The organism is Halogranum amylolyticum (assembly GCF_900110465.1).
GTDB classification, from domain to species: Archaea; Halobacteriota; Halobacteria; order Halobacteriales; family Haloferacaceae; genus Halogranum; species Halogranum amylolyticum.
In genome coordinates, this window is the sequence record NZ_FODV01000022.1 from 41402 (window position 1) to 65496 (window position 24095).

26 protein-coding genes are annotated in these 24095 nt (G+C 67.2%); 8 read left to right on the forward strand and 18 right to left on the reverse strand.

Going from position 1 to position 24095, the window contains the following annotated elements:
• Nucleotides 1-28: 28 nt before the first annotated feature.
• Genes BSG17_RS21885 through BSG17_RS21900 form a run of 4 tightly spaced genes read right to left on the reverse strand, consistent with a single transcriptional unit; the run spans nucleotide 29 to nucleotide 2614 of the window.
• On the reverse strand, nucleotides 29-850 hold the full coding sequence (locus BSG17_RS21885; RefSeq protein ID WP_089827516.1) for an energy-coupling factor ABC transporter ATP-binding protein: 822 nt from the start codon (nucleotides 848-850) through the stop codon (nucleotides 29-31).
• On the reverse strand, nucleotides 847-1668 hold the full coding sequence (gene cbiQ / locus BSG17_RS21890; protein WP_089827517.1) for a cobalt ECF transporter T component CbiQ: 822 nt from the start codon (nucleotides 1666-1668) through the stop codon (nucleotides 847-849). Before cbiQ ends, BSG17_RS21885 begins: the two co-directional genes overlap by 4 nt.
• Nucleotides 1665-1976 (reverse strand): PDGLE domain-containing protein, encoded by a 312-nt coding sequence (locus tag BSG17_RS21895; RefSeq protein ID WP_089827518.1) that lies wholly within the window; start codon nucleotides 1974-1976, stop codon nucleotides 1665-1667. Before BSG17_RS21895 ends, cbiQ begins: the two co-directional genes overlap by 4 nt.
• A complete protein-coding gene (locus tag BSG17_RS21900) occupies nucleotides 1973-2614 on the reverse strand; it encodes an energy-coupling factor ABC transporter permease (protein ID WP_089827519.1) in 642 nt (213 codons plus the stop codon). Before BSG17_RS21900 ends, BSG17_RS21895 begins: the two co-directional genes overlap by 4 nt.
• A gap of 92 nt (nucleotides 2615-2706) precedes the next feature.
• On the opposite strand from BSG17_RS21900, the gene nikR reads away from it, so the two are divergent.
• Nucleotides 2707-3117, forward strand: coding sequence for a nickel-responsive transcriptional regulator NikR (gene nikR, locus BSG17_RS21905; RefSeq protein ID WP_089827520.1), 411 nt, complete (start codon nucleotides 2707-2709; stop codon nucleotides 3115-3117).
• 30 nt (nucleotides 3118-3147) lie between these two features.
• Here nikR and BSG17_RS21910 read toward each other — a convergent pair whose 3' ends face one another.
• The 4 genes from BSG17_RS21910 to BSG17_RS21915 form a co-directional block, all read right to left on the reverse strand.
• Nucleotides 3148-3600, reverse strand: a complete 453-nt coding sequence (locus tag BSG17_RS21910) for a universal stress protein (protein ID WP_089827521.1) — start codon at nucleotides 3598-3600, stop codon at nucleotides 3148-3150.
• Nucleotides 3601-3676: 76 nt separating this feature from the next.
• Nucleotides 3677-3820 (reverse strand): hypothetical protein, encoded by a 144-nt coding sequence (locus BSG17_RS27295; RefSeq protein ID WP_170864912.1) that lies wholly within the window; start codon nucleotides 3818-3820, stop codon nucleotides 3677-3679.
• 422 nt (nucleotides 3821-4242) lie between these two features.
• Nucleotides 4243-4389 (reverse strand): hypothetical protein, encoded by a 147-nt coding sequence (locus BSG17_RS27300; protein ID WP_170864913.1) that lies wholly within the window; start codon nucleotides 4387-4389, stop codon nucleotides 4243-4245.
• 291 nt (nucleotides 4390-4680) lie between these two features.
• On the reverse strand, nucleotides 4681-6777 hold the full coding sequence (locus tag BSG17_RS21915) for a bacterio-opsin activator domain-containing protein (protein ID WP_089827522.1): 2097 nt from the start codon (nucleotides 6775-6777) through the stop codon (nucleotides 4681-4683).
• Between the two features lie 247 nt (nucleotides 6778-7024).
• On the opposite strand from BSG17_RS21915, the gene BSG17_RS21925 reads away from it, so the two are divergent.
• Nucleotides 7025-7429: a hypothetical protein gene (locus tag BSG17_RS21925; RefSeq protein WP_089827524.1), complete on the forward strand. Its 405-nt coding sequence runs from the start codon at nucleotides 7025-7027 to the stop codon at nucleotides 7427-7429.
• Nucleotides 7430-7716: 287 nt separating this feature from the next.
• On the opposite strand, the gene BSG17_RS21930 is transcribed toward BSG17_RS21925, so the two are convergent.
• Entirely contained in the window at nucleotides 7717-8010 is a 294-nt protein-coding gene (locus tag BSG17_RS21930) for a hypothetical protein (protein WP_089827525.1), read from the reverse strand.
• A gap of 25 nt (nucleotides 8011-8035) precedes the next feature.
• On the opposite strand from BSG17_RS21930, the gene BSG17_RS21935 reads away from it, so the two are divergent.
• On the forward strand, nucleotides 8036-8719 hold the full coding sequence (locus BSG17_RS21935) for a SprT-like domain-containing protein (protein ID WP_139246758.1): 684 nt from the start codon (nucleotides 8036-8038) through the stop codon (nucleotides 8717-8719).
• Here the strand turns inward: BSG17_RS21935 and BSG17_RS21940 are convergent.
• The 5 genes from BSG17_RS21940 to BSG17_RS21960 all read right to left on the reverse strand — a co-directional run bounded on the left by BSG17_RS21940 (nucleotide 8662) and on the right by BSG17_RS21960 (nucleotide 14413).
• Nucleotides 8662-9003 (reverse strand): DUF8147 domain-containing protein, encoded by a 342-nt coding sequence (locus tag BSG17_RS21940; protein WP_244531664.1) that lies wholly within the window; start codon nucleotides 9001-9003, stop codon nucleotides 8662-8664. The genes BSG17_RS21935 and BSG17_RS21940 overlap by 58 nt on opposite strands.
• Complete coding sequence (locus tag BSG17_RS21945; RefSeq protein WP_089827526.1) at nucleotides 9000-9917, reverse strand: DMT family transporter; 918 nt, start codon at nucleotides 9915-9917, stop codon at nucleotides 9000-9002. The genes BSG17_RS21940 and BSG17_RS21945 overlap by 4 nt, the downstream gene beginning before the upstream one ends.
• A gap of 105 nt (nucleotides 9918-10022) precedes the next feature.
• Nucleotides 10023-11360 carry a M14 family zinc carboxypeptidase gene (locus tag BSG17_RS21950; protein ID WP_089827527.1) on the reverse strand — a complete coding sequence of 446 codons (1338 nt, stop codon included), beginning with the start codon at nucleotides 11358-11360 and terminating at the stop codon, nucleotides 10023-10025.
• 66 nt (nucleotides 11361-11426) lie between these two features.
• On the reverse strand, nucleotides 11427-13259 hold the full coding sequence (gene ggt, locus BSG17_RS21955) for a gamma-glutamyltransferase (protein WP_089827528.1): 1833 nt from the start codon (nucleotides 13257-13259) through the stop codon (nucleotides 11427-11429).
• A 116-nt stretch (nucleotides 13260-13375) separates the two neighbouring features.
• Nucleotides 13376-14413 carry an NADP-dependent oxidoreductase gene (locus BSG17_RS21960; protein WP_089827529.1) on the reverse strand — a complete coding sequence of 346 codons (1038 nt, stop codon included), beginning with the start codon at nucleotides 14411-14413 and terminating at the stop codon, nucleotides 13376-13378.
• A 213-nt stretch (nucleotides 14414-14626) separates the two neighbouring features.
• Between BSG17_RS21960 and BSG17_RS21965 the strand changes: the two genes are divergently transcribed.
• Together BSG17_RS21965 and BSG17_RS21970 are read left to right on the forward strand one after the other, a co-directional pair.
• Nucleotides 14627-15061 carry a response regulator gene (locus tag BSG17_RS21965; protein WP_089827530.1) on the forward strand — a complete coding sequence of 145 codons (435 nt, stop codon included), beginning with the start codon at nucleotides 14627-14629 and terminating at the stop codon, nucleotides 15059-15061.
• Nucleotides 15062-15178: 117 nt separating this feature from the next.
• Complete coding sequence (locus tag BSG17_RS21970) at nucleotides 15179-16924, forward strand: ABC1 kinase family protein (RefSeq protein WP_089827531.1); 1746 nt, start codon at nucleotides 15179-15181, stop codon at nucleotides 16922-16924.
• A 13-nt stretch (nucleotides 16925-16937) separates the two neighbouring features.
• Here the strand turns inward: BSG17_RS21970 and BSG17_RS21975 are convergent, their stop codons facing one another.
• The gene (locus tag BSG17_RS21975) at nucleotides 16938-17279 is read right to left on the reverse strand and encodes a hypothetical protein (protein ID WP_089827532.1); all 342 of its coding nucleotides are present in this window, start codon (nucleotides 17277-17279) and stop codon (nucleotides 16938-16940) included.
• Nucleotides 17280-17753: 474 nt separating this feature from the next.
• Between BSG17_RS21975 and BSG17_RS21980 the strand changes: the two genes are divergently transcribed.
• On the forward strand, nucleotides 17754-18065 hold the full coding sequence (locus BSG17_RS21980) for a hypothetical protein (protein ID WP_089827533.1): 312 nt from the start codon (nucleotides 17754-17756) through the stop codon (nucleotides 18063-18065).
• 7 nt (nucleotides 18066-18072) lie between these two features.
• Here the strand turns inward: BSG17_RS21980 and BSG17_RS21985 are convergent, their stop codons facing one another.
• Nucleotides 18073-19494, reverse strand: coding sequence for an MATE family efflux transporter (locus tag BSG17_RS21985; RefSeq protein ID WP_089827534.1), 1422 nt, complete (start codon nucleotides 19492-19494; stop codon nucleotides 18073-18075).
• Nucleotides 19491-20102, reverse strand: a complete 612-nt coding sequence (locus BSG17_RS21990; RefSeq protein ID WP_089827535.1) for a TetR/AcrR family transcriptional regulator — start codon at nucleotides 20100-20102, stop codon at nucleotides 19491-19493. Before BSG17_RS21990 ends, BSG17_RS21985 begins: the two co-directional genes overlap by 4 nt.
• Before the next feature lie 190 nt (nucleotides 20103-20292).
• Between BSG17_RS21990 and BSG17_RS21995 the strand changes: the two genes are divergently transcribed.
• Nucleotides 20293-22941 (forward strand): transthyretin-like family protein, encoded by a 2649-nt coding sequence (locus BSG17_RS21995; protein WP_089827536.1) that lies wholly within the window; start codon nucleotides 20293-20295, stop codon nucleotides 22939-22941.
• 29 nt (nucleotides 22942-22970) lie between these two features.
• On the opposite strand, the gene BSG17_RS22000 is transcribed toward BSG17_RS21995, so the two are convergent.
• Nucleotides 22971-23483 (reverse strand): DUF7282 domain-containing protein, encoded by a 513-nt coding sequence (locus tag BSG17_RS22000; RefSeq protein ID WP_139246760.1) that lies wholly within the window; start codon nucleotides 23481-23483, stop codon nucleotides 22971-22973.
• Between the two features lie 198 nt (nucleotides 23484-23681).
• Between BSG17_RS22000 and sod the strand changes: the two genes are divergently transcribed.
• Nucleotides 23682-24095 (forward strand): superoxide dismutase [Mn] (gene sod / locus BSG17_RS22005; RefSeq protein WP_089827538.1); only part of this gene is annotated, 414 nt, incomplete at its 3' end.

Below are 24095 nucleotides of genomic sequence, written 5' to 3' on the forward strand. Positions count from 1 at the left end.
CTCGGCGTTCCTCGACCCAGTCGCGTCGTCACCCGTCGTCGAGCAACGCGCGGAGCGTCGTCTCCGCCTCCGGCATCGACACCGGGACGTCGTCGCCGTCGACGCCGTCGAGGTCGTCGAAGAGTCTGACGAGCGTCGGCGGGCGCAGTCCCGCGGTGCGCAACCGCTCGCGGTCGGTCAGCACCTCGCGAGGCGTCCCGTCGGCGACGACCCGGCCGTCCGGGCCGAGGAGACAGACGCGGTCTGCGACCGCCGGCACGAGATCCGGGTCGGGCGTGGCGACGACCGTCGTCACGCCGTCGGCCGCGAGGTCGTCGAGCGCGTCGAGGATGCGACGGCGGTTCTGCGCGTCGAGGTGGCTCACTGGCTCGTCGAGCAGGAGCACCTCCGGCTCCGTCGAGAGCGCCGCGGCGAACGCGGCGCGGCGCTTCTCGCCGCCGCTCAGACGGAACGGCGGCCGGTCGAGGAGGTGCTCGAGGTCGAACCGCGCCGCCAACTCCGTGACTCGATCGTCGATCTCGGCCGTCGACAGTCGGAGCTGTCGCGGACCGTACTCGAGATCCTCGCGCACCGTCGGGTTGAACAGGTAGTCGTCGGCGTCCTGCAGGAGCACGGCGAGCCGGTCCCGGACCGTGTCGACGTCGCGGTCGCCGAACCAGCGGACGGACCCCTCGTCCGGGTCGTGGAGACCGCCGAGCAGCTGCAGCAGCGTGCTCTTGCCGGCGCCGTTGGCGCCGAGCAGGGCGACGCGCGTCCCCGGGTCGACGCGGAGACTCGCGCCGTCGACGGCGACGGTGCCGTCGGGGTGACGGTAGGTCACGTCGCGGGCGTCGACGACGGGGTCGGTCACGCGACCACCACCCCGACGATGCCGACGAGGACGAGCGCCGCGAACGCGACGTTCGAGCGCCGACTCGACGTCGTCCGGTGACGGCCGCCGACGTCGATCGCCCGTCGTCCGCCGCCGCGAGCGGCCGCCGCCGCCTGGACTCGCTCGCTGCGTTCGAGCGTGCGGACGAAGAACGTCCCGAGGAGGCTCCCTGACTCCCGCCACGACTCGCGGAGCGAGGGCCGACGGCCGCGGATCGTCCGCGCGCGGCGGGCCACGACCAGTCGCTGCAGTTCGCGCAGGAACACGAGCAGGTAGCGGTAGGTGACGGCGACGATGCCGACGAACAGCGTCGGGACGCGGAGTCGCCGGAGCGCGGCCAGCAGGTCGGTGAAGTGGGTCGTCAGGAGGACGAGCGAGAGCAGCGCGACGCAGGCGGCGACGCGGACGACGAACGTCGCGACGTACGCGACGCCCGCGTCGGTCGGTGACAGCGGTCCGAGCGCGACCAGCGGTGTCCCCGGGGTGAGTACGACCCGCGGCGCGACGACGACGGCGGAGAGCGTCGGCGGGAGCCAGACGCGAGCGAAGAGCGTCCGGAGCGGTACCGCCGAGAGACGCCCCAGTCCGAACGCCGCGACCAGCAGCGCGAGCAGCGTCCCCACCTCGTGCGTCGCGACGGCGGCGACGACGACGGCGGTTACGCCGAGGAGCTTTAGCGTCGGATCGACGCGCTGGAGGAAGCCGTCGCGAGCGGGGTACGACTCGCCGAGCAACAGCAACCGGACGTGTGCGCCGAGTTCGGCGACCGTTCGGTCGAGGACGCCCCGGTACGTCATCCGTCGAGGACGCGGCCCAGTCCGAGCGTCACGCCGAGCGTGAGCGCCGTTCCGACCAGTCCGGCGACGAACGTACCGAGGAGAGGGTTCGCACCCGGCACCGTGTAGTCGGGGAGGACGCCCGCGTTGAGCGTCTCCGCGTGCTCCGCCGCACCGGTCGCCTCGGCGGCGTTCTCGAGCGGTTCGGCGTAGTCGACCGCGCCAGCGGCCCAGCCGAATGCGGGGGCGAGCACGACGAGCACGAACACGAAGGCCAACGCGCGACGCATCCACGGTCGGCCGAGGAGGCCGTCGTCGTACCCGCTCATGCGGTCACCTCCCGTTCGGTCGTGGTCGCGAGCACGTCGGGACGTGCCTGGACGATGTAGCGGTAGACGACGAGCGTGATGGCTCCCTCGACGAGTCCCAAGACGAGGTGGCCGACGCCCATGATGGCCACCGTCGTCCCGAGTTGGTAGGCGAACGTCGAGGAGAGGCCGAGTTGGACGGCGGCGGCGAGTGCGCCGAGCGTGATGCCCAGCCAACCGGCGGCGAAGACGGCCAGCGACTCGTCGACGCCACGGAGCGCGCGGTAGACGGCGTAGCCGGCGTACACTTCGACGACGGCCATGTTGAGCACGTTCGCGCCGATGGCGGTCAGCCCGCCGTCGCCGAAGACGAGACTCTGGATGACGACGACCGAGGCGACCGACAGCGCCCCGAGGTGGGGGCCGAGTGCGATCGCCGCGAACGCGCCGCCGACGAAGTGCGCGCTCGTCCCGCCGGGGATCGGCCAGTTGAGCATCTGTGCGGCGAAGATACCCGCCGAGACGACGCCGAGCAGCGGCACTCGGACGTCGTCGAGCGTCTCCTCCGCCCGGCGAGCGGCGAACGCGAGCACCGCCCCTGCGAGGACGAAACAGCCTGCGGCGATGGAGAGGTCGAGAAACCCGTCCGGGATATGCATATCGTCGCCTCTGTCGCAGCCCAAGTAATACTTTCCCCATATCCAATATTACCGAGCGAAGGTTGATGGACGGACCTCCCGAAGGCGGAGTCATGACCGACGAGTTTGACCGGATCAGTCTCACCCTCCCGCGAGAGATGGTCTCCCGCCTCGACGCTATCGTCGACGAGTGGGAGTACGACAGTCGTTCGAAGGCCATCCGCGACGCGCTTCGGGACTTCTTCGTCACCTACGAGTGGGACCGCGAGAGCGACGGCCGACACTACGGCACCATCGTCGTCACGCACGATCACCACGCCGAGGGCATCGCCGACCGGCTCCAGCGGGTCCAACACGAGTTCGCCGACGCGATCATCTCCGTCCAACACATCCACCTCTCGCACGACCGCTGTATGGAGACGCTGGCCGTCGACGGCGACACCGCCGACCTCACCGAACTGTCGAACCGACTGCGGTCGATGCGCGGCGTTCGACAGGTGAAGGTCGTCGTCGTCGACGAGTGAGGGTCGTCCCCACTCTCGACGCTCGAGCGCTCACGTCGCCCCGTCCGCTTCCTCGGGTTTTTGCTCGCGGACGACCATGACGGGGAGGTCGGCCGTCCTGAGGACGCGCTCGGCGACGCTGCCGAGGAGCAGTCGGTCCAGTCCGCGACGGCCGTGCGTGCCGACGACGATGAGGTCGACGTCGTGTTCGCGTGCGTCGTCCAGGATCGCCCGGTGTGCCGTGCCGCGAACGACCGCCGTCTCGACGTCGGTGACGCCCCGGTCTCGGGCGCGGGTCGCGATCGTTTCGACCGCCTTCTCGCTTCGCTGTTCGAGGTCTGCGAGCATCTGCTCGCTGATCGACTCGGAGAAGGCGACGTCCATCTCGATGACCGAGATCACACGGAGGCTGGCGTCGTACTCTCGTGCGAGGTCGATCGCGTGGTCTCCGGCCGCCTCGGAGCACCAACTTCCGTCGGTGGCTACCAACACTGTGTGGTACATGGTTCCCGTTCACGCCGCACCGACGTAAAACGTCAGTCTCGTCGGACGATGCGATCCGACGGTAGTCGTCGACGGATCACTCGCGGACGGGCAGAGTGTGGTCCGACCGAATCCACGCGTGTGCGTGGTTCGGATCGGAGACGAGGGCGATCGTCTCTCCCTCGACCGTGAACTCGGTGTACTCTACGGAACTGTGTGGCTTCGGGGGATGTTGGGTCATTGGACGGAGAGGGTGGGTTCGACGGAGTGGTGGTGTGGAACAGCCGTCGACGGTGCTCGCACCCGACGCTCGCCGGTACTTGACGAAACGGCCGTGGGTCGCACGAGGGAGTTGTTGGGAAGGGATGGATGGGGTGCGTGCGTCCACGGTCGGATACGATCCGCATGGCAGTTGGACTGTGAACAAACGCGTGCAATCGAAGGCAGGCGACTGCCTTCTGCCCGTTGCTCACAGTCATCAGTACACACCGATCCGTGATATGGGTTCTATCTACGTAGAACGACTCCGCTGGGACAGGACTCTATTCATCTAGAGCGCGACGGCGACGGAAGCCGACCGACCGACGGCGGCCGGTGACCGATCGGTCGACGGCGCGTCCGCTGAGCAGGCGTCGGTCCGGAGAATCGGGTGGCGGAGGGAAGCTACTGTTCGATCGTCGTCGTCACGTCGGATTTGAGCCACGCTCGTGGGTTGTCCGGATCGGAGATGAGACTGATCGTCTTCGTTCCCAGCGTGAACTCGGTGTACTCTACGGCGCTCGACGGAGATGTCTGTTGCTCGTCGTTCATGGTTCGTTGCGGTGGTCCGGCGCTACGGACACGGCCCGCGACCACGGCGTGGCCGACGACCGTGTCGATGACGGGTCGCGACTGTCAGCGTCGGCCGGACGACGCCGACCGGCGCGAGGGGTGCCTCTGTGCTGTGCCCGAAGTTCCGTGACAGTGCGACCAGGTGAACGGTTCCCGATCGAAAGGTGGGTTCGGTTCGCCGGTGCCCGTCTCTCGTTCACGTTGCTGTGTACCAGTGGATACCGCAAAGCGATAGTCCCTTCATAGAACGACTCCCACGCGGGGAGGGGGCTATCTATCTAGATGGATGGTCGCGTCTTCCCCGTACAGCAGTTCGAAGAGTTTCCGCTGTCCGGTCCGGAGATGGTGGTTGAACGTCGGTTGAGTGATGTTCAGCGAGGCGCCGATCTCCTCGCCCGTGCTCGCACGGGGTGACTCGAAGAACCCGCCGAGATACGCCGCCCGCATCACCTCCGCCTGTCTGTCGGTGAGCCGCTCGGACAACTTGGCCGCGAATGTCTGTTCGGAATCGCTCGTCTGCCTCCGGTCGCGGCGTGCGACGAGTTCGGCGTCGGGGTAGTTCGTCCGGAGCATCTCGATGAACGCCCGGACGTCGGTGTCGTAGGCGACCTGGACGATGGCCGTGAGTTCCTCCGGGGTCGCGACGATCGACTTCGGGACGGCGCCGTGTTTGGTGAACGTCCCCGCCAGCGTCTCGCCGGTCGCGACGATCTCGATGAGCGCCTCGTCATCCCGTTCGGTGACGAGTCGGACGGCACGGACGGCGACCAACTCCTCGAACGCCTTGAGAACAGACTGGACGTCGGCGTCGCTGACGGTGACGAACAGTACCGTCGAGTCGGGTTCGGGGACGACGCCCTCCAGTTCGAGTCGACAGGACGTCTGTTCGGCCACTCGCGCGAGCAGGTCGTCGGTCTCCGACAGCCGGAGGTCGAGTTCGAGCGTCCCGTCGGTCAACACGCCGCGTTTGGTCTCGACGGCGTTGATGGCGTAGCCGATCGTCTCGCCGAGTTCGGCGAAGACGGCTCTCGTGGTGTCGTCGAAGGCGTCCAGTCGCTGTGCGTAGACGGTCAACACGCCGTAGAGGAACTCTTCGTAGACGAGCGGAACCGCGAGGATCGACTGGTAGTCGCGCGAGAGCGCCTCCTTCCGCCACGAGGCGGTTCTGAGGTCGTCGGCGACGTTGTCGACGACGACCAACTCGCGTCGCTGTGCCGCCGTGCACGCCGGTTCGGCGGATTCGTCGCCGGACAGCGACAGCGAGACGCTGTCGAGATAGCTGTGGTCGCTGCCGCCCCACGTCCGCGGGACGAGCTCGTCGCGGGTGATGTCGGGGTCGCCCACCCACGCGAAGCCGTAGCGATCGACCGTCGTCAGCCGTTCACAGACGGCCCGTTCGATCTCCTCGCGCGTGGTCGCCCGGACCAGCCGCTGGACGAGTTCCCGGATGGTGCCGTTGAGCTCGTTGAGTTGCCCGAGCTGTTCGTTCTGCCGTTGGAGCTCCTGGTCGCGCTCCCGCAGTTCGCTCTCGCGGTCGACGCGGTCGAGCGCGGCCTCGGCGTTCGTCGCGAAGAGATCGACGAGTTCGACGGTCTGCTCGCTGAACGCGTCGGGTTCCGGCGAGATGGCGACCAAGACGCCCTGACTCCCGAGCGGAATGTACAGCCCGCTTCTGACCTGTGTGTCCGGGTTGTCGATGTACTCCGACTCGCGGACGTCTCCGAACACCTTGCTCTCCCCCTCGGCGAACACGTGCCACGTGATACTGCTTCCCGGCCGATACGACGGCGGGACGCCGACGAACGGGGGGACGTCGGGAGAGAACGCGACCGGTTGTAGTTGGTTCGACGACTCGTCGAAGAGAAACACTACGACGCCGGTGAGGTTGAGCACCTCCGTCGCGCCCTCGACGATGCGGTCGGCGACCGCCTGTTTGGTCTCGGCGTCCAGCAGGTCGCGCGTCGAGGAGTGGAGCGTCGTCAGCATCTCCTGATACTGCGTCCGCTCTGTCACGTCGACGGCGACCGCGAGCACCCGCTCGACGTTCTTCTCGTCGTCGAGCACCGGCCGATACCGACACTCGAACGTCGCCCCGTCGAACTCGATCGTCGAGGTGAACGACGCCCCCGCGAGCGCTCGCCGGACGTCGCGGACGATGTCGGGGTCGTCGTAGATCTCGAACACGGAGGTGCCGACGACCTCCCCCTGTTCCAGTCCGAGCGTCTCCAGTCCCTTCCCCTCCGAGAGCAGGAACGTCCCCTCGGCGTCGAGTGCGAACAGAACGACCGGCGTGTTGTTGATCAGCGACCACAACTGAGCGTCGCTGTCGAGGATGTCGCTGTGTGGTTGGTGGTGTGTCTTATCCATCTGAGTTCCTTAACCCATGCTCCCTGTCACCACTGTTGGCACGGCGTACTTATGAAAGAAACGTACGGGAATCTGACAGTTATCGCCGACGACCTACAGATGTTAACGGGGCGTAACCTCTGCATCAGCTACGTCGAATTTGTTATCCAATTTACATTTGTCGAGTCGATCGAGGGGCAATCAAAAGGGATACATCACTCTCCGGGAGAGGGGCAGACAACCGCTTCCGTGAGGTGAGTCTCGACCGATGTTCCAAGATACGAACGACTGGCGCTCGATGGTCGCCGGACTGCAGTCGCTGAACACGCGCCGACTGAAGCACGTCGGCATCGTGACCTACTTCGGCGTCTACGCGCTCATCGCGCTCGGCATCCGACGCGGCCTCAACTCGATGTTCCAGTCGCTGCCGCAGACCGTTCGCCCCGCTCCGCTGTTGCCGCTCGACGTCCTGTTCGGACTCCCGACCAGCGTCGCGTGGAGTCTGACCAGCCTCGGCGTCGCCCTGTTCACTGTCGGGGTCGTCGCCTGCCACTCGCTTTTCGTGTCGCTCTCCCGGGGAGACGAGGCGACGGACACCGATGCGTCCGTCGACCCGAACGACGAGACCGCCGACGCCACGTCCACCACAGACGCGAACGACGAGACCGACTGACGGCGCTCGCCGTTCTTTCTCAGTGACCGACGGCCGCTCGACGTCCGGTCACGATCGACTCGTCCTGTCTCGCCTGTTTGGGGGTCCCGACTGTCTCGACAGTCGTGTGCCAATCTTCAATAGTCGACCGTGGCTTGTGACTGATACACGTGCCCGACGGCGTGACGACCGGTCACCCACCGGCCACCTCGGCAGTCGGACGCGCCGCGCGTCCGCTGCAGGCGACCTGCGACTCGCCGCCCGGCGACGTCGACTCCCGTCGGTCGACAGTGCTCCTGTCGGCGACGCTACTCGTCGACCTCCGCACAGAGGACGCCGGTGCCACAGAACGGACAGTAGTAGATGGGGATGGCGCTCTCGAACTCGCCGTCGTCGGTTCGCTCGTAGGCGACGACGCAGACCAGCGGCACCGACTCGTCGGTGTCGACGTCGACGCCGGCCTCGAAACTGAACGTGTCGTGCTCCCACGCCGTCAGAGACTCCTCGCAGCACGGAACCGTCTCGACGACTTCGTACGTCTGGTCCTGCTCGCCCGACGGGTCCACTCCCGACTCTCCGCGAGTTCGGTACTTCACCTTCATATCTGGACGGTCGCCCGCCGTCGGTATGAACGTTCGTCGTCCCGCCGGAGCCACGGGAACCGAACCACTGAAGCGTCGACTCCCGCCACGGGAAGACACCGTGACGGCCGAAGAGAACGCGCCGCCCACGCCGGCGGCGTTCGGGTCCGTGTCGACTCACGAGGATCTCGTCGCGTGGTCCCGGGGCTACGCCCGGAGCGTCGCCGACGGTGACGAGCTCAGCGTCGATCTGTCGCTCGTCGACTGGGCGGTGTCGACCCGTGCGAAGCGACGTGCGGCGGCGGTCAAGCGACCGAGAATCCCCGGGACGGAAGTCGGGAAACCGATCGACTGGGACAGTGTCGCGGCGGCCGCCGAGTCGCCCGAGACGGTCCGGCGCTGTACCGTCTCGCTGACGTGGGAGGCCGCAGCGGCGTTCTCCCGTGCGGAGTGGACGGCGACGCTCCGCCACGAGTTGATTCACGTCGAGCAGTTTCAGCGGTACGGGACGACCGACCACGGGCCGACGTTCGAACGGCGTGCCGCCACCCTCGACGCGCCGGTCCGGTGTCGGCGCTTCGCGACGCCGAAGTACCGCCTCCGGTGTGCCGACTGCGAGGAGGTCGTCGCCCGCCGCTACCGGGACTGCAAACTCGTCCGCGAGCACGACCGCTATCGGTCGTCCTGCTGTGCCGCGGCGCTCCGCTGTGAACGCGTCAGGAACCAGTAGGTCAGGGCGGTGACGAGGACGCCCGCGACGACCCCCGCCGGGATACCGACCAGGAGCGACGGCCAGACGTACGGGTCGAGCAGCGCGGTGACGCCGAACCCGACGGCGAACAGCGTCGCCAGTCCGAGCAGGGCGGCGACGGCGGGTGGACGGGTCCGCGAGGCCATGGCCGAGGAGACGTCGCCCGCAGTGATAACGGCGTTGCCGACGAGAGCGGCCTGTCGCGACGCTCTAGTCCGCCGGTAGCGACGCCGGTCACCGCGGACGACGCCGAACGCGCTCATCCCCGAGTCGGCCGGCGGACGTCGGCCACGAGGTCGGCGAGTTCCCGTCGTTTCAGCACGACGAACCCGGCGAACACGACGAGGAACCCCACGATGGTCAGCGGCGTGATCGACTCGTCGAGGAGGAAGACGCCGGCGACCGTCGCGACGACGGGGACGAGGTAGGCGACGAGCGACGTCTCCAGCGCGCCGCGGACCTCGAGCAGCGTGAAGTAGATGAAGAAGGCGACCGCCGTCGCGAACACGCCGAGATAGCCCACTGCGACCTGTGCGCGGACGGTTGCGGGGAACGCCAGCGACTCGCCAACCGCGAGACTCCCCGCGTGGAGGAGGAGACCGCCGACCAGCATCGACCACCCCGAGAGGGCGGCCCTGTCGAGCGTCGGTTCCGCTCGCTGGACGAGGACGCCGCCGAGCGAGACGCTCACCACCTGGCCGAGCACCAGCAGTCGGCCGACGCCGTCCGCCCCGAGCAGGTTCGACGGGTCCGGTCTGACGATGAGGCCGACGCCGAGAAAGCCGAGCAGGATGCCGACCGCGCCGACCGGCGAGACGCGTTCCTCCGGGAGGATGGCGAGCGCCCACAGACTCGTCACGATCGGGACGAGACTCTGCATGATCGCCGCGACGCCGCTCGGAACCGTCTGTTGACCGACGAACAGCAGCGCGTTGCCGGCGACGAGGAAGACGCCGCCAGCGAGCACGGCCGCGAGGTTCGCCCTGTCGGCCGGTCGCCACCGCCTCGTCCGGGTGACGGCGTACGCGAGGAGTAGTACCGCGGCGACGTCGTAGCGGAACGCGGCGAACAGGACCGGTTCGAGCGACTCCAGTCCGACGTCGATGGCGGGAAACGAGAAGCCCCAGAGCGTCGCCAGCAGTGCGAAGAGGCCGACCGTGACGAATCGGTTGTCCACGTACCGCGTAGCCGACACGGCCGAATAGTGCTCACGGTTGCGGCACGCTGCGACCGTTCCCACTCACCACCGCCGAGCGAGTCGCCGGAGTCGTCCGACGCCAGATTATCGTCCCGACTGGTGAGGGTTCGTCAGATACTCGCCGTGCAGCGGCAGATCGAAGTAGTCCTCGACGTTGACGTCGCCGAGGGTGTTCTCGGCGATCGCCGCCAGCGTCGTCGTGAACCCGACGACCGTCGACTGCATCATCCGGCCGAGCGCCTGCTGGCCGCGGACGTCAGTCTGGTAGGACGTCTCGTAGAGCATCCCCGCCGCACCTGTAGTCGGACACACGGTATCGAGGTACGACCCCCACAGCGGGTAGTAGCCGTAGCGGGTGACGCTGTCGAAGACGCTGTCGCCGCGTTCGGCGAGCGCGTTAGCGACGAGCGCGTTCATCTGGATCGACTCCGTACTGGTCGCCTCGTCGATGAACGGGTCGACCACCTGCTCGACGGGCGCGCTGGGGTCGTCGAACGGCGACCGGTCGCGGTAGGCGGGGCCGTAGGCCGGCATGACGCTCAACTCGGTCTGCTTCGGCGGCTTGTTGCCGTCGCCGGAGTCGGGGACGAGATACTGTCCCTGGTGGTGATGGGTGATGGCGTAGTCGGGGTCGGCGTCGAGGTACGACCGGGTGACCGCTCGAACCTCGGGGGCGAGTCGGAGCCCACTGCTCGCCAGCGTGTACCCCTCGTACTCCAGGTCGAGATACCCCTCGCCGTCGTCGGAGACGTACCACTGGTCTTCGGTGGTGTCGCCGGCGTCGAACTCCTCCGGCGGGAGAACGTTGAAGTCGCGGTTCATGTCGTAGCCGGGAGGCGCGTCGGCCGGCGAACGGTAGTGGTAGTACGGTTCGTACCGCGAGTCGTCGCTCGACCACGCCTGTGTGTTCGTCCGGCGACCGACCCACTCGTCGGTGCCGTCGTCGTCGACGTCGTACTCGAACATCGCCCCGTCGGGGTTGACCCGCGGGACGACCGTCAGCGTCAGTTCGTCGAGGATAGTCTCGACCTGTCGACTGTTGCTCTGGGCGAGTTCCCGTAGCAGTTTCACCGCGACTTCGGTACCGACCGCTTCGTCGCCGTGGATCTGCGTGATGAGGTGGACGCTCGTCGCCCCGTTGCCGACGGTCGCCTCCCAGATGGGGTCGTTCAACCCTGCCGAACGGCCGATCTCGCGGAGCGAGAGACGCTCACTCTGCGCGTCGAGGCGTCGAAGTACCTGTGTCAACTGCTCGTTGGTGTGGAACCCGTCCATCGGCTGGGCGTGTTCGTCGCCGGGCCACGGACCGCCCGGGCGGTAGCTCTCGCGTCCGGATGCGTGACTGTCCGCGCTCGCCGTCCCGACGGCCGAGAGTCCGGCGGTCGCCGCACCGACGGTTCTGAGGAAGCGTCGTCGTCTCATAGTCCACCCGAACCGTTCGCTCGATTAAGGATATATGTATCTAAAGAAAACTGAAGCGTCCGTCGGTTAGAGCCCGACGACCGACCCGTCGCGGCGGGGGTCTGCCGCCCCGACGTACTCACCGGATTCGGGGTCGACGAGGATCGCCTGTGCGTTGCCGAGCTGCGACGGCTCGTCGGCGAACTCGAACCCGGCCTCCGTCAACTGCCTCCGGACACCTCGCGGAACTCCCCGTTCCCAGATGATCTCCGGGTCGGTGTCCTTGTAGACGCGGGGTGCGGCGATCGCCTGTGCGAGGCTCATGTCGAACTCGACGACGTTCAGGATGATCTGGGCGACCGTCGTGATGATCGTCTTCCCGCCCGGCGATCCGACGGTCATGTAGGGGTCGCCGTCCTTGAAGACGATCGTCGGACTCGTGCTGCTGAGCGGCCGCTTCCAGGGTTGGACCTCGTTCGGCCCGCCGGGGACGGCGTCGAAGTCCGTCAGTTCGTTGTTGAGCATGAAGCCGTGGTCGGGCACCATCAGCCCCGACCCGAAGAACTGCTCGATGGTGCTGGTCCACGAGACCATGTTCCCCTCGCTGTCGGCCGTCGTGAAGTGGGTCGTCTGCCCGCGGTCTCTGGCCCGACCGCCGCCGGCCAGTTCGTCGCGTCCCAGCGCGTCGATCTGGTAGGGTTCGCCCGGCTGGTAGTCCCAGGGGTTGCCGGGTCCGGGCGAGGCGTTCGCCGTCCCGTCCGCGGCGATACCTTCACGCCGACTGTCGAGGTAGTCCTCGTCGAACAGTCCCTGCCACGGCGCGTCGACGAACGCCTTGTCACCCATGTACGCCCCGCGGTCGGCGTAGGCGTGCCCGTACGCTTCGAGCAGTATCTCGTAGGTCTCCGGCGACTGTCGCCCGTAGCGACAGAGATCGAGCGGTTCGACGAGTTTGAGGATCTGGCCGATCGTCAACCCGCCGGAGCTCGGCAGCGACTGCGTCCGGACGGTGACGTCGCGGAACTCGGCGTGCTCGGGGTGGTCGATCGTGACGTTGTACCGGCCGACGTCGGACGGTCGCATGCTCCCCCCGGCGTCCTGCACCGTCTCGGCCATCGCCTCGCCGATGGGTCCCTTGTAGAACGCGCCGATCCCCTCGTCGCGGATCGTCCGGAAGGTATCCGCGAGGTCGGGTTGGACGAGCCTGTCGCCCTCCTCCAGCGGACTGCCGCCGGGTGCGAACACCGACTGCGCGGCGTCGTTGAACACCTGCGCGTTGCCCGCGATCGCCTCCGCCAGCGGTGCGTCGACGGTCACTTTGGGGCCGGACTTCGCCGCCAGCCCGACTGCCGGGTCGATCAGCGACGAGAGTTCTCGCGATCCGAACCGTTTGAGAGCGACGTCCGCGGCCCGCAGCGTCCCGGGGACGCCGACGGCGTTCCCGCTCGCACGTCGCTGTTGGAACGGGATCGGCTCGCCGTCGTCGTCGAGGAACATCTCCGGCGTCGCCCCGAACGGCGCTCGCTCGCGGTTGTCGACGCTGTAGAGTTCGTCCTCCTCGGCGTCGTAGACGACCATGAACCCGCCACCGCCGATGCCCGAGGCGTGCGGTTGGACGACGTTCAGTGCGAACTGGACGGCGACGGCGGCGTCGACGGCGTTACCGCCGTCCCGGAGTACCTCCGCACCGATCTCGGTCGCCTGCGGGTGGACGCTCGACACCATCCCCTTCGAACTCCGGGCGGTGGGGACGTCGCCCGCGGCCGGGCCGCGCTCCTCGCGTCCTCGGACCGCCTCGGTCGAGACGGCGCTCGCGCCGAGCGCCGCCGCCGACCCCTTCAGGAACGTCCGCCTGTCCGTCTGTGGTCCGGGACTGCTGTCGCTCTCGCTCGAACTACTCTGTGTGGGGTTCTCTGACATACGACTTTTGAGACTCGCCGTCGCCCCTTAACCTTTCGGCGAAAAACCATAACTATTATCGGCGCGTACAGACGTACCGACGACGTTCGCGCGAGAGACGGGGAGCGACGCGTCGGTCAGTGCGACCGCTCTGCGACCTTCACCAACTGCTTGCCGACGTTCTCGCCTTCGAACAGTCCGAGGAACGCCTCCGGCGCGTTCTCGAACCCCTCGGTCACCGTCTCGCGGTACTGGAGCGTCCCGTCGTCGACCCACCGAGCGAGTCGCGACGTCGCCTCCTCGAACCGGGGGGCGAAGTCGGCGACGAGGAACCCCTCGACCGAGGCGCGCTTCTCGATGAGCGTCCCGAGCTTTCGCGGCCCGGTCGGGAGGTCGGTCGCGTTGTACTGCGAGATCTGCCCGCAGACGGCGACGCGGGCGTCGACGTTCAACTGGCCGAAGACAGTATCTGTTATCTCGCCGCCGACGTTGTCGAAGTAGACGTCCACTCCGTTGGGCGCGGCCTCCGCGAGTGCGTCGCCGAGGTCGTCGACCGTCTTGTAGTTGATCGCCGCGTCGAACCCGAGGTCCTGGGTCAGCCACTCGGTCTTCGTGTCCGACCCGGCGAAGCCGACGACGCGACACCCGGCCTCGCGGGCGAGTTGGCCGACAACGGACCCGACCGCACCGGCCGCTCCCGAGACGACGACGGTGTCGCCGGGTTTCGGCCCCGCGACGTCGAGCAGTCCGAAGTACGCCGTCCGGCCGGGCATCCCGACGACGCCGAGCGCCGTCGAGACGGGAGCGACGTCCGGGTCGACGGCCGTCAGCTCGCCGCCGTCGACGGCGGCGTACTCCGCCCACAGGAGGTTGCCGACGACGACGTCGCCCGCATCGAAGTCGGCGTGGTTCGACTCGACCACCTCGCCGACGACGCCGGCGCGCATCGGGTCGCCGACGTCCCACGGTTCGGCGTAGGACTCGGCGTCGCGCATCCGACCGCGCATGTACGGGTCGACCGAGAGATAGAGCGTCTTCACCAGTACCTCGTTCGGTCCCGGTTCGGGGACCTCGGCTTCGACCAGTTCGAAGGTGTCGTGGTCGGGTTCGCCGGTCGGTCGCTTCGCCAAGTGGTACTGTCGGTTAGTTGTTGTCGCGTCGGAGGAGTCGACCATGTACCCCCTCGTTCGCCGAGTAGACCAAAGGACGTTCCGCTGGGCGGCGGTCTTGCCTCTACCGGACGGCTGCGCTCGGCACGATACGCGGCCGACATATATCCGGTACGTTCACGAATAAAAGACACTACGTTCAAGAATAGTTCCGCCAGTACGTGTCGTTGGGTAATAAGTAACGCCCAAGACGGCCCGAGTGTAAACTTCTCTCCCCTAATGAGTTCTGTCGAACGGCGGATCTTGCTCGTCGAAGACGACCCGGCGGCGCTGCGACTGTTCGAGGAGGCGATGGCCGAATCCCGCATCGCCACTCTCGAGGTGGCGACGACGGGTCGCGAGGCGCTCTCGGTGCTCACCGCGACGGACGACGACCCCGAGCACACGTATCCGGATCTGATCGTCCTCGACGTCCACCTCCCCGACCTGACCGGCCTCGACGTGCTCGAAGAACTCAAGTCGAGTTCGGCGCCGTTGCGACAGATCCCGGTGTTGATGCTCTCGACGTCGACGGAGCAGGCGACGGTCGACCGTGCGTACGACCTCGGCGCGAACGCCTACCTCGCGAAACCCGAGAGCTACGACGACCTGCTGACGCTGCTGGAGGAACTCCGCTCGTTTTGGCTCCAGCGCGTCGAGTTCCCGAGTCAGTAAGCGTCGGTTTCGACTCAGCGTGACCCCGAGTCGGTAAGCGTCGGTTTCGACTCGCCGACCGCCGCGGACGTGAGGTTCTTGTCGTCGGCGTGCGGTAGTCGAACCAGACCCCACAGGATGGACGCTACAGCCACCGATCCGTCGCAGACCGCCTCCAGGGAGCAGACGGCCGACGACGTCGAGACCGCGGACGTGCGCTGGATCCGCCTCCGTGCGCTCGCACGTATCTGGGTCGTCGTCTACGAGTTCCTCCCGCTCGTCGTCACTTACCTCCGCGACCGGCGCCGGTTTCTCCTCTTCGGGCGGCGGCGACAGATCACCGTCGCCCAGCAGACTGCTCGCGCCGAGCGGTTGCTGGAGAGTCTGGTCTCGCTCGGACCGACGTTCATCAAACTCGGGCAGGTGCTGTCGACGCGGCCCGACGCCTTGCCCGGCGCGTACATCGAGGTGCTCTCGCGACTGCAGGACCGCGTCCCTCCGGCCGACTGGGAGGCAGTACGGACCGTCGTCGAGGCCGACCTCGACCCCGTCGACGAGGCGTTCGACGAGTTCGACACCGACCCGATAAGCGGGGCGAGTCTCGGACAGGTCTACGTTGCCCGCGTCGGCGACCAGAAGGTCGCCGTGAAGGTGCTCCGGCCGAACATCCGCTCGCGCGTCGAGGCCGACCTGCGCGTCATCAACGTGCTCCGCCCCCTGCTCGTGGCGTCCGCACCGGAGGGACAGGCGTACACGCTCGAGAACCTCGCGCGGGAGTTCACCGAGACCATCCGCGAAGAGATGGACTACGCCCACGAGGCGGCGATGCTCCGAGAGATCCGCGGGAACTTCGCGGACGCCGACGACGTCGTCGTGCCGGCCGTCCTCGACTCGCACTCCTCCTCGCGGGTACTCACGATGGAGTACGTCGACGGCATCAAGATCGACGACCTCGAGGCGCTCGAAGCGGCCGACGTCGATCGGACGGCGCTCATCCGACGCCTCGAGGAGGCGTACATCCAGATGATCATCGAGGACGGCGTCTTCCACGCCGACCCCCACCCGGGGAACCTCGCGGTCAAGCCCGACGGCAGTATCGTCTTCTACGACTTCGGGATGACAGGACAGGTCTCCGCCGAACTCCAAAGCCACATCGTCGACTTCTACATCGGCATCGCACGGGACGACATCGACGCCGTCATCGACGCGTTCGTCGCGATGGACGCGCTCGACCCGACGGCCGATCGAGAGCTGATGCGTGAGGTGTTCGAGATCGCTATCGACAACTTCCGGGGGCAGAACCTCGACGAGTACCGGATCCAACGGCTCGTCGGCGAGTTCCAGGCGAACATCTACGAGTTCCCGCTGCGACTGCCGCAGAACGTCGCGCTCATCGTCCGGGTGACGACGGTGCTTGACGGCGTCGCCCAGACGCTCGACCCCGAGTTCGACGTCATCGCGCTCATCACCGAGTACGTCCGCGAACAGGGGTTCGCCGAGGAGGGCGCTCGACGGGTGGTCGAGTCGGTGGCGGATCAGGTCCAGGCGTCCGCACAGTCGCTGGTCCGGGTCCCGCCGAAACTCGACCGAGTGCTCTCGCGGGCCGAACGCGAGAACCTGCGGGCGGCTATCGTGTTGGCCGGCGGGCGCGAGGAACCGTACGACGCATTCGCCCGGCGGTTGACCTACGGCATCCTGTTCGGCACGGGCGTCTTCACGACGCTCCTGCTCGTGGCGACGACCGGCGACCACGTCTCGGTGGTCGCCGGCGTCGGGACGGCTCTCGTCGGGCTGCTGTTCGTCCGGTCGTTCCGCAGTCGGAGCGGGACGCGCATCACGCCGCAGTTCACCCGACAGGAGCTCCGCCAGCGACGACGCGAGTGAGTGTGCGACGAGATCAGTCGACGGTCGGAAACTCCACGCGCGTCTCGACCGAGAGGCACTCCGGCGGGAGCGGCCCCACGAGGTACTGGAGGTTCGTCGAGCGCCTGACGAACTCCCCAGCGCCGACGAGCGCGGCGGACAACTGCTCGTCGGAGTACCGCCGCGACGGCCGCCACAGCGGACGGACGACGTCGCCGTCGACGACCCACAGCGTGTCGACGGGTCGACCCGGCGGGTCGACCAACACCTCCACTGCCAGTCGGTCCGTCACGAAGTCCACCAGATAGCTCTGGAGCGTCACCGTGTACGTCGTCTTCGCTGCCTCACCGGCTGTATGTCCGTCTATCGTCGTCATCTTCGTTACCCTCCGCTCCGCGTCGTCTCCGAGACGTCGCCGTCGCTACTGTCGAGAAATGCACCACGATCGGCGGTAGCGACTCCCTGAAAGCGTGCAGAGCTGAAAAAGCTATGTGACGCCTCGCTGTTCGGTTCACCCGGTTTTCAGGTTGGCCGTTCCCGTCGTCGACACGGCTACCGATCGACGACGGACGGCGTACACTCGGCGTCGTGACCGCACTACGCTCAGAACGGAGACTGCACGGATGTCCCCGGCGCGACTCGTCGCGTCAGCGAGGGTGTGGGGGTGCCCCTGACGTCGCTCCGGATTCGCACACCGAGGACACGGAGAGTTTCCAGCCCGCTGATTTGACCGTTGTGTTTCTACTGGTGCGTTCGAGTACCGTACCAAACCCGCAGACGGAAGTCGAACTGTATCGTTTCGTTCGACAGAAAGACACTTTCGACGACGCCACATCTGTCTATCCAGCGTATGTACTCTCTCCTCACGTCCCGTCGCCGCCGACTCGGCCTCGGATCGCTCCTCGTTGCCCTCGGCGCGCTGCTCGTCGTCGCGACGTTCGCGTTTCCCATCGGCAGTACGATGGCCGCGTGTGGCTCCGGCGTCACCACCTGGTCGCCCGTCCCCGGCCTATCGCTCCCGGTCGTCAACCCGACCGGTCTCGGACTCGCCGATCTGGCGCTCTACTGGTCGGATGGCTGCAACGGCATCGCGAGTTCGCTCGTCCCCGTCTTCCTCGCCGTCGGCTGTCTTGTCGGTGCGGCGAAAGTCATCAGCAACTGAGAGACGATCAGTCGTCGGCCGCCGGAGCGACGTCGGCCTCGGGGCCGCGGGTCGCGTCGGCGTCGCGCCACGTCCCGCGTCTGTACCACGTGTAGGCGATGAGCGCGCCGGCGACGTTGGAGATAGAGAAGGCCAGCCAGATGCCGTTCTCGCCCAACTGCTGTGCACCGACCCACGCGGTCGGCAGACGGATGACCCCGAGCATCGTGATGGCGATGACGGCGGCGATCAGCGTCTTGCCCGCGCCGCGGAAACTGCCGGTGTAGGCGCGCATGATGCCGATGAACCCGAAGGTGGGAGCGACCCACCGGAGGAACGACGCGCCGACGGCGATGACGGCGGCGTCGGTGGTGAACAGCGCCGTGATGGGGCGGGCGGCGACGAAGGCGACGACACCCAGAAGCGAGAGGACGGCGAACATCACCTTCGCGGCGAAGTTGGCCGCCCCGGCCGCGCGGTCGGGTTTCCCTGCACCGATGTTCTGGCCGGTCATCGTCTCGACGCCGCGGGCGACGGCGATGGCCGGCAGGAAGATGACCGAGAAGACGCGGACGCCGATACCGTAGCCCGCGACGACCGTATCGGGGAACAGCGCGACGATGACCAGGAGGAGGTTGACCGACAGCGCCCGTCCGGTCCCCTCGATGGAGGCGGGGACGCCGATAGAGAGCAGCTTTCTCGCGTACGAGAAGTCCGGTCGCATCTCGGAGAGGCGGATCTGGACGCCGCGACTCCCCTCGAACATGAGATAGAGGCCGACGATCAGGGCGAGCGCTCGCGAGAAGACGGTGGCGACGGCGGCCCCTTGAATCCCGAGCTCGGGGAACGGCCCCCAGCCGAAGATGAGAAACGGGTCGAGGGCGATGTTGAGCGTCACCGACCCGAACATCACGAGCATCGGGGTGATGGTGTCGCCGTAGCCCCGCATCAGCGAGACGAAGACGAAGAAGCCGAACATGAAGACGAGCCCCACCGAGATGACCTCCATGTAGTCCGTCGCCAGCGGCAGCACGTCCGCCGACGCACCGAGCAGTCCGAGGAACTGCTCGACGAAGAGGAAGCCGATACCGCCGAGTAGGACGGCCGCCAGGAGCGAGAACGTCACCGTCTGCGAGGCCGCGTACTCGGCGCGCTTCGGTTCGTCGGCGCCGGTGTGCTGGGCGACGAGGACGCTCCCCGCGACCGAGAGCCCCATCCCGAGTGCGATGAGCAGGAACACCATCGGGAACGCGAAACTGATCGCGGCGAGTTCCTCGGTGCCGTACTGACCGAGCCAGAACGTGTCCGCGAGGTTGTACGCCGTCTGTAGCAGGTTCGTGACGACGATGGGCAGCGAGAGGTAGAACAGGGGTTTGGCGATGCCGCCCTCGGTCAGGTTCACCTCGTCGCGGCCCTTGAACAGCGATCCGAGTCGCCCGCGGAGGCTCACGCCGGGACCTCCGCCTCCCCGTCGACGAGGAGTTCCGTCCGGACGTACTCGTGCAACAGGCGCCGACTCTCCTCGAACGACGCGCCGGTGGCGACGAACCGCGTCTGGGCACCTGTCAGATACGTCTTGACGAAGGTGGCGACGTCACTGGGGTCGCGCTCGGCGACGATCAGCCCCTGATCGATGCCCTCGGCGACGAGCGACTCGATGCGGGCCTGCAGCCGCTGGTCGAACGCAGAGAGTCGCTCCCGATAGATCGGCTCGTACGGAGCCTGTGCCTTCAGTTCGAGGACGGCCGTTTTGAACTCCGCGTCGGGTGATTCGTCGTCGTCGTCGGTCGGCGGCGTCAACGCCGTGTCGACGAGGTCGAACAGCCGTTCGACCGGGTCGTCGCCGTCGAGGTCGGCGATCCGCGTCTCGAAGTCGTCGAGCAGTCCGTCGAGAAACGTCTCCAAGAGCGCCTGCTTGCTGTCGAAGTGATAGTGGAGTGCGGCCTTACTCTTGTCGCACTCGTCGGCGATGTCCTGCATCGTCAACTCGGCGTACCCGTGCTTGCAGAGTGCGCAGTACGTCGCGTCTACGATGTCGTCTGCTGGCTCCTGTGTCATTGATGAGAGGCGAGAGTAATCGTACGTGTATTTACTGACTAGTCAGTCAAAAGCGTTCTGAACAGCGACCGATCTGACTCGACGTCCCACGAGAGCCGTTCCCACCAATCGCTCGACGACAGCCGTTCGAGACGGACATTTTAACATACGGTATAATAATGAGGCTGCTTTCCGTTGGAGGGACACTGTAATGCGTCTCAGCCTCCCCGCTGGTCTGGGGTCTCTCCTGCTCGTCGGCGTTCTGGTGGTCGCGACGCTCCCGGTCGCCGCCGTCCCCGCACTGGACGATCCGACGGCCACCGAGTCGGTCTCCGTCTCGCAGGTTGACTCGACGACATCGACGGCGGACCCGACATCGACGCCCGACCCGACGACGACAGCCGACCCGACGACGACAGCCGACCCGACAGCCGACCCGACAGCGACGTCGGAACCGACGCAGTCGCCGACACCGGAGTTGACCACGACGACGCCGCCCTCGGAGACGCCGACCGACTCACCCACGGCGACGTCCGACCCGACGCAAGAGCCGACCACGACCACCGGGCCGACCACGACGTCGTCGTCACCGTCGCCGACAGAGTCGGACGACGATGGGAGTGGCGGTGACGAGGGGAGCGACAGTACGGACGACGATGACGACGACAGTACGGACGACAGACGGCGAGGTGCCGGGAAAGCCCGGCAACTCGGCGACCGCCTCACGAACAGTATCGACGCTACGGGTGCGGGCGAGTTCCGGCGTGCACAGCACCTCGTCGGCGAGAACTACACGCAGACGCTCTCGGCGTACGAGTCGCTCACGGGCAAGGACGGCGCCGTCGCCGGGTTCGACGGTGCACAGTCGAACCAACAGACGTACGTCGCGCTGGTCGACGAGTACGTGACGACGCGTCGTCAGTACCGGACTGCCGCCCAGAACGGCAACGAGAGCGGCCAACGACAGCTCTCGCGGAAGCTCACTCGACTGGCCGACGCGGCTAACACGACCGCTGCGCGACTGCAGCGGAACTACAGTCGTATCGAACGGCGGACCGCGGTGAGTCTCGCCGACGCCTCCGCGACGGTCGAGGCCGGCCAGCGGTGGATCGCCAGACAGCAGGCGCAGGTCGACCCGCCCGAGCTCACCCGCACCCAGTTGCGAGCCACCACCGACGCCGACAGCGTCTCCTTCCTGTCGCCGGCGACGGTTCGGGGGACGCTGATGGCAGCGGACGGATCGCCGGTCGCGAACCAGCAGGTCACCTTCACCGTCGGCGGACAGCGCGTCACGACGACGACGGACGGGGCTGGCGCGTTCAGCTTCGACTACCGACCGACGGCGGTCGCTCGCTCGGCCGAGCAGGTGACCCTCGAGTTCGTCCCGACCCGGACGGCCCCTTACACTCGGGCGACCACCGACCTCTCCCTCGGCGTCGAGCAGACGACCGGCGACGTCTCGGTCACACAGTCACCGTCGAACGTCGGGTTCGGCGACGAACTGACGGTTCGGGGCCGTGTCGAGGCCGACGACGTTCCGGCTGCGTCGGTCCCCGTGGTTGTCCGACTCGGCGACACAACGCTCGGCACCGTCGAGACCGCTCCCGAGGGGACGTTCTCGCTGACGACCCGACTGCCCGCGTCGGTGGCGGCTGGCGACCGACGGCTCACTGCGGCACTCGCGATGGAGGATCGAGCGCTGACCGCCGAGAGCGGCCGGGCCGAACTCTCCGTCAGGAGGACGGCGACGTCGCTGAGCCTCCGCGTCGCAGACGCCTCACCGCAACAGGTGTCCGTCTCCGGCACGCTAACGACCGAGGCGGGGACCGCCGTCGCCGGCGAGGAGATCCGGTTCACCGCCGGTGAGTCGGTTCTCGGAACGGCGACGACCGGCTCCAACGGGACGTACGAGGCGAACCTCTCGCTGTCCTCGGACGCTCGTGACGCCGTCGATGCCGGCGCCGACGGCGAGATCACCGTCCGGGCCGCCTACGAGGGTGAGGGGTCCAACCTCGACGCCTCGAACGACGCCGCGACCGTCCCGCTGCAGGCGGGCGACGGGGACGGTGGTGGGGGTCTCGGTGGTCTCGGCACTGTCGCCGGGTTCGACGTGCTCCTCGTCGGCGTCGCCGGCGCCGTCTTCCTCCTGCTGCTGTTGCTCGCCGCGTGGGGTATCCTGCGGTTCGGCGCGGGAGCAGTCGACGACGAGAGCGAAGAGTCCGGGGAAGGAGCGCAAGGCGACGACAGGGACGGCGACGGCGGTGGCGACGCAGACACCGACGAACCGGTGGACGACGCGACGAACGAGCGCGCCGCCACGTCGACCGAAGCGACGTCGCGTGAAGCGACGTCGTCCGGGGCGTCCGGTCGGCCTGCCGGCAACCAGTTCTCGTGGTCGGACGTCGAAGACGACGGGACCGTTCCAGCCGACAGTTCGCAGTCGACCGCCGCGTCCGCGAGAACCGACGACGGCGCTCCCGGCGACGTCGATCGGGACGAAGACGATGTCACCCCCGAGACGGGGCAAGCGCTGTCGGCGGCACGGGCCGCCCTCGACGACGGTGCGTATCAGACGGCAGTGGATCGCGCCTACGAGACGGCTCGTGAGCACGTTCGGGCCCGCCACGACTTCGACGCGGTCGACTCGCTCGGCGCGTCGTCCTCGCCGGAGGCGTTCTACGAGATCTGTCGGTCACACGACGGCGTCGACGTCGATCGTCTCGCTCATCTCGACGAACTGACGAAGTTGCAGGACAGAGCACTGTACGGGCACGGTTCGGTCTCGCGAGAAGAGGCCGAGCGGGCGGTGTCGCACGCGGTCGCCGTGGTCGGCGGCAACACGGGTACGGCGTCGTCCTGACACGTCCCTACTCGTCGTCTAGGGAGTTGTTACTCTGGCTGCAACGTCGCGTAGTCGTGGACGACGCCGCCCTCACCGACGTACGGCGCGTCGCCGTCTTCGGGGTAGCTGAACACGCCGTCGGAAGGCGTATCCTCGTGTGGGATCGCGGCGACGGTGAGTGGGCCGTCGGGCAGTTCGTCGAGGACGATCGGGAGTTTGTGGTACTCCCCCGCGGACAGCGGCGCGGAGACGCCCAGTACCGGTCCTTCGGTGAAGAACGACGCGTCGTGGACGGCGACGAACCCGTCGTCCGGGAGCGTCACTGTCGCGACGGTTACGGTCCGATAGTGCGGTGACTGGTCTTCGAGCGTCACTGTCGCCTCCGACTCGGTCGTCGATTCGGTCTCCGACTCGGCTGTCGCCTCCGACTCGGTCGTCGACTCCGTGTCGCTCTCTGCGAGTCCGGTCGTCGCACCGAGGCCGACCGCCGCGAGGCCGGAACCGAACAGCTTCAGCGCCTGTCGTCTGGAGGGGATGCCCGGAGCGGTGTGAGAATCCATCTCGTATCTCATGGCTCGGGGCTGACGAATGTGTCTTATGGCCGAATTTATAGTTATTCCAACTGAATATATCTTCTAGAAAACACCACCGGAACAGATCTGTGGGGCGACGGCTCGTCTCCGGGAAATGTCTGCAAAATTACTAAACCCCGGTTCAGGGAACGCTTACAGCGGTGGCCGGACATCGTTCGTCCGTATATGTCTCAGTACGAACTGGACCCACTCCCGTACGAGTACGACGCGCTGGAACCGCACATCTCCGAGCAGGTGCTGACGTGGCATCACGACACCCACCATCAGGGCTACGTCAACGGCTGGAACAGCGCCGAGGAGACGCTCGAACAGAACCGCGAGAGCGGCGAGTTCGGCTCCTCGCCCGGTGCGATCCGTAACGTCACCCACAACGGCTGTGGCCACATCCTCCACGACCTGTTCTGGCAGAACATGTCGCCGGAGGGCGGCGACGAGCCTTCGGGTGACCTCGCAGACCGCATCGAGGAGGACTTCGGCTCCTACGACGCCTGGAAGGGCGAGTTCGAGGCCGCCGCGGGCAACGCCAGCGGCTGGGCGCTGTTGGTCTACGACAGCTTCTCGAACCAACTGCGCAACGTC

Excerpts from the sequence above, each read along its gene's own strand:
- BSG17_RS21930 (WP_089827525.1), bottom strand. The coding sequence starts at position 8,010 with ATGAAGGTGAAGTACCGAACTCGCGGAGAGTCGGGAGTGGACCCGTCG.
- BSG17_RS22000 (WP_139246760.1), bottom strand. The coding sequence starts at position 23,483 with ATGGATTCTCACACCGCTCCGGGCATCCCCTCCAGACGACAGGCGCTG.
- cbiQ (WP_089827517.1), bottom strand. The coding sequence starts at position 1,668 with ATGACGTACCGGGGCGTCCTCGACCGAACGGTCGCCGAACTCGGCGCA.
- BSG17_RS21970 (WP_089827531.1), top strand. The coding sequence starts at position 15,179 with ATGGACGCTACAGCCACCGATCCGTCGCAGACCGCCTCCAGGGAGCAG.
- BSG17_RS21990 (WP_089827535.1), bottom strand. The coding sequence starts at position 20,102 with ATGACACAGGAGCCAGCAGACGACATCGTAGACGCGACGTACTGCGCA.
- BSG17_RS21950 (WP_089827527.1), bottom strand. The coding sequence starts at position 11,360 with ATGAGACGACGACGCTTCCTCAGAACCGTCGGTGCGGCGACCGCCGGA.
- BSG17_RS21895 (WP_089827518.1), bottom strand. The coding sequence starts at position 1,976 with ATGAGCGGGTACGACGACGGCCTCCTCGGCCGACCGTGGATGCGTCGC.
- BSG17_RS21915 (WP_089827522.1), bottom strand. The coding sequence starts at position 6,777 with ATGGATAAGACACACCACCAACCACACAGCGACATCCTCGACAGCGAC.
- BSG17_RS21910 (WP_089827521.1), bottom strand. The coding sequence starts at position 3,600 with ATGTACCACACAGTGTTGGTAGCCACCGACGGAAGTTGGTGCTCCGAG.
- nikR (WP_089827520.1), top strand. The coding sequence starts at position 2,707 with ATGACCGACGAGTTTGACCGGATCAGTCTCACCCTCCCGCGAGAGATG.
- BSG17_RS21975 (WP_089827532.1), bottom strand. The coding sequence starts at position 17,279 with ATGACGACGATAGACGGACATACAGCCGGTGAGGCAGCGAAGACGACG.
- ggt (WP_089827528.1), bottom strand. The coding sequence starts at position 13,259 with ATGTCAGAGAACCCCACACAGAGTAGTTCGAGCGAGAGCGACAGCAGT.
- BSG17_RS21960 (WP_089827529.1), bottom strand. The coding sequence starts at position 14,413 with ATGGTCGACTCCTCCGACGCGACAACAACTAACCGACAGTACCACTTG.
- BSG17_RS21995 (WP_089827536.1), top strand. The coding sequence starts at position 20,293 with ATGCGTCTCAGCCTCCCCGCTGGTCTGGGGTCTCTCCTGCTCGTCGGC.
- BSG17_RS21980 (WP_089827533.1), top strand. The coding sequence starts at position 17,754 with ATGTACTCTCTCCTCACGTCCCGTCGCCGCCGACTCGGCCTCGGATCG.
- BSG17_RS27300 (WP_170864913.1), bottom strand. The coding sequence starts at position 4,389 with ATGAACGACGAGCAACAGACATCTCCGTCGAGCGCCGTAGAGTACACC.
- BSG17_RS21965 (WP_089827530.1), top strand. The coding sequence starts at position 14,627 with ATGAGTTCTGTCGAACGGCGGATCTTGCTCGTCGAAGACGACCCGGCG.
- BSG17_RS21935 (WP_139246758.1), top strand. The coding sequence starts at position 8,036 with ATGAACGTTCGTCGTCCCGCCGGAGCCACGGGAACCGAACCACTGAAG.
- BSG17_RS21900 (WP_089827519.1), bottom strand. The coding sequence starts at position 2,614 with ATGCATATCCCGGACGGGTTTCTCGACCTCTCCATCGCCGCAGGCTGT.
- BSG17_RS27295 (WP_170864912.1), bottom strand. The coding sequence starts at position 3,820 with ATGACCCAACATCCCCCGAAGCCACACAGTTCCGTAGAGTACACCGAG.
- BSG17_RS21940 (WP_244531664.1), bottom strand. The coding sequence starts at position 9,003 with ATGAGCGCGTTCGGCGTCGTCCGCGGTGACCGGCGTCGCTACCGGCGG.
- BSG17_RS21925 (WP_089827524.1), top strand. The coding sequence starts at position 7,025 with ATGTTCCAAGATACGAACGACTGGCGCTCGATGGTCGCCGGACTGCAG.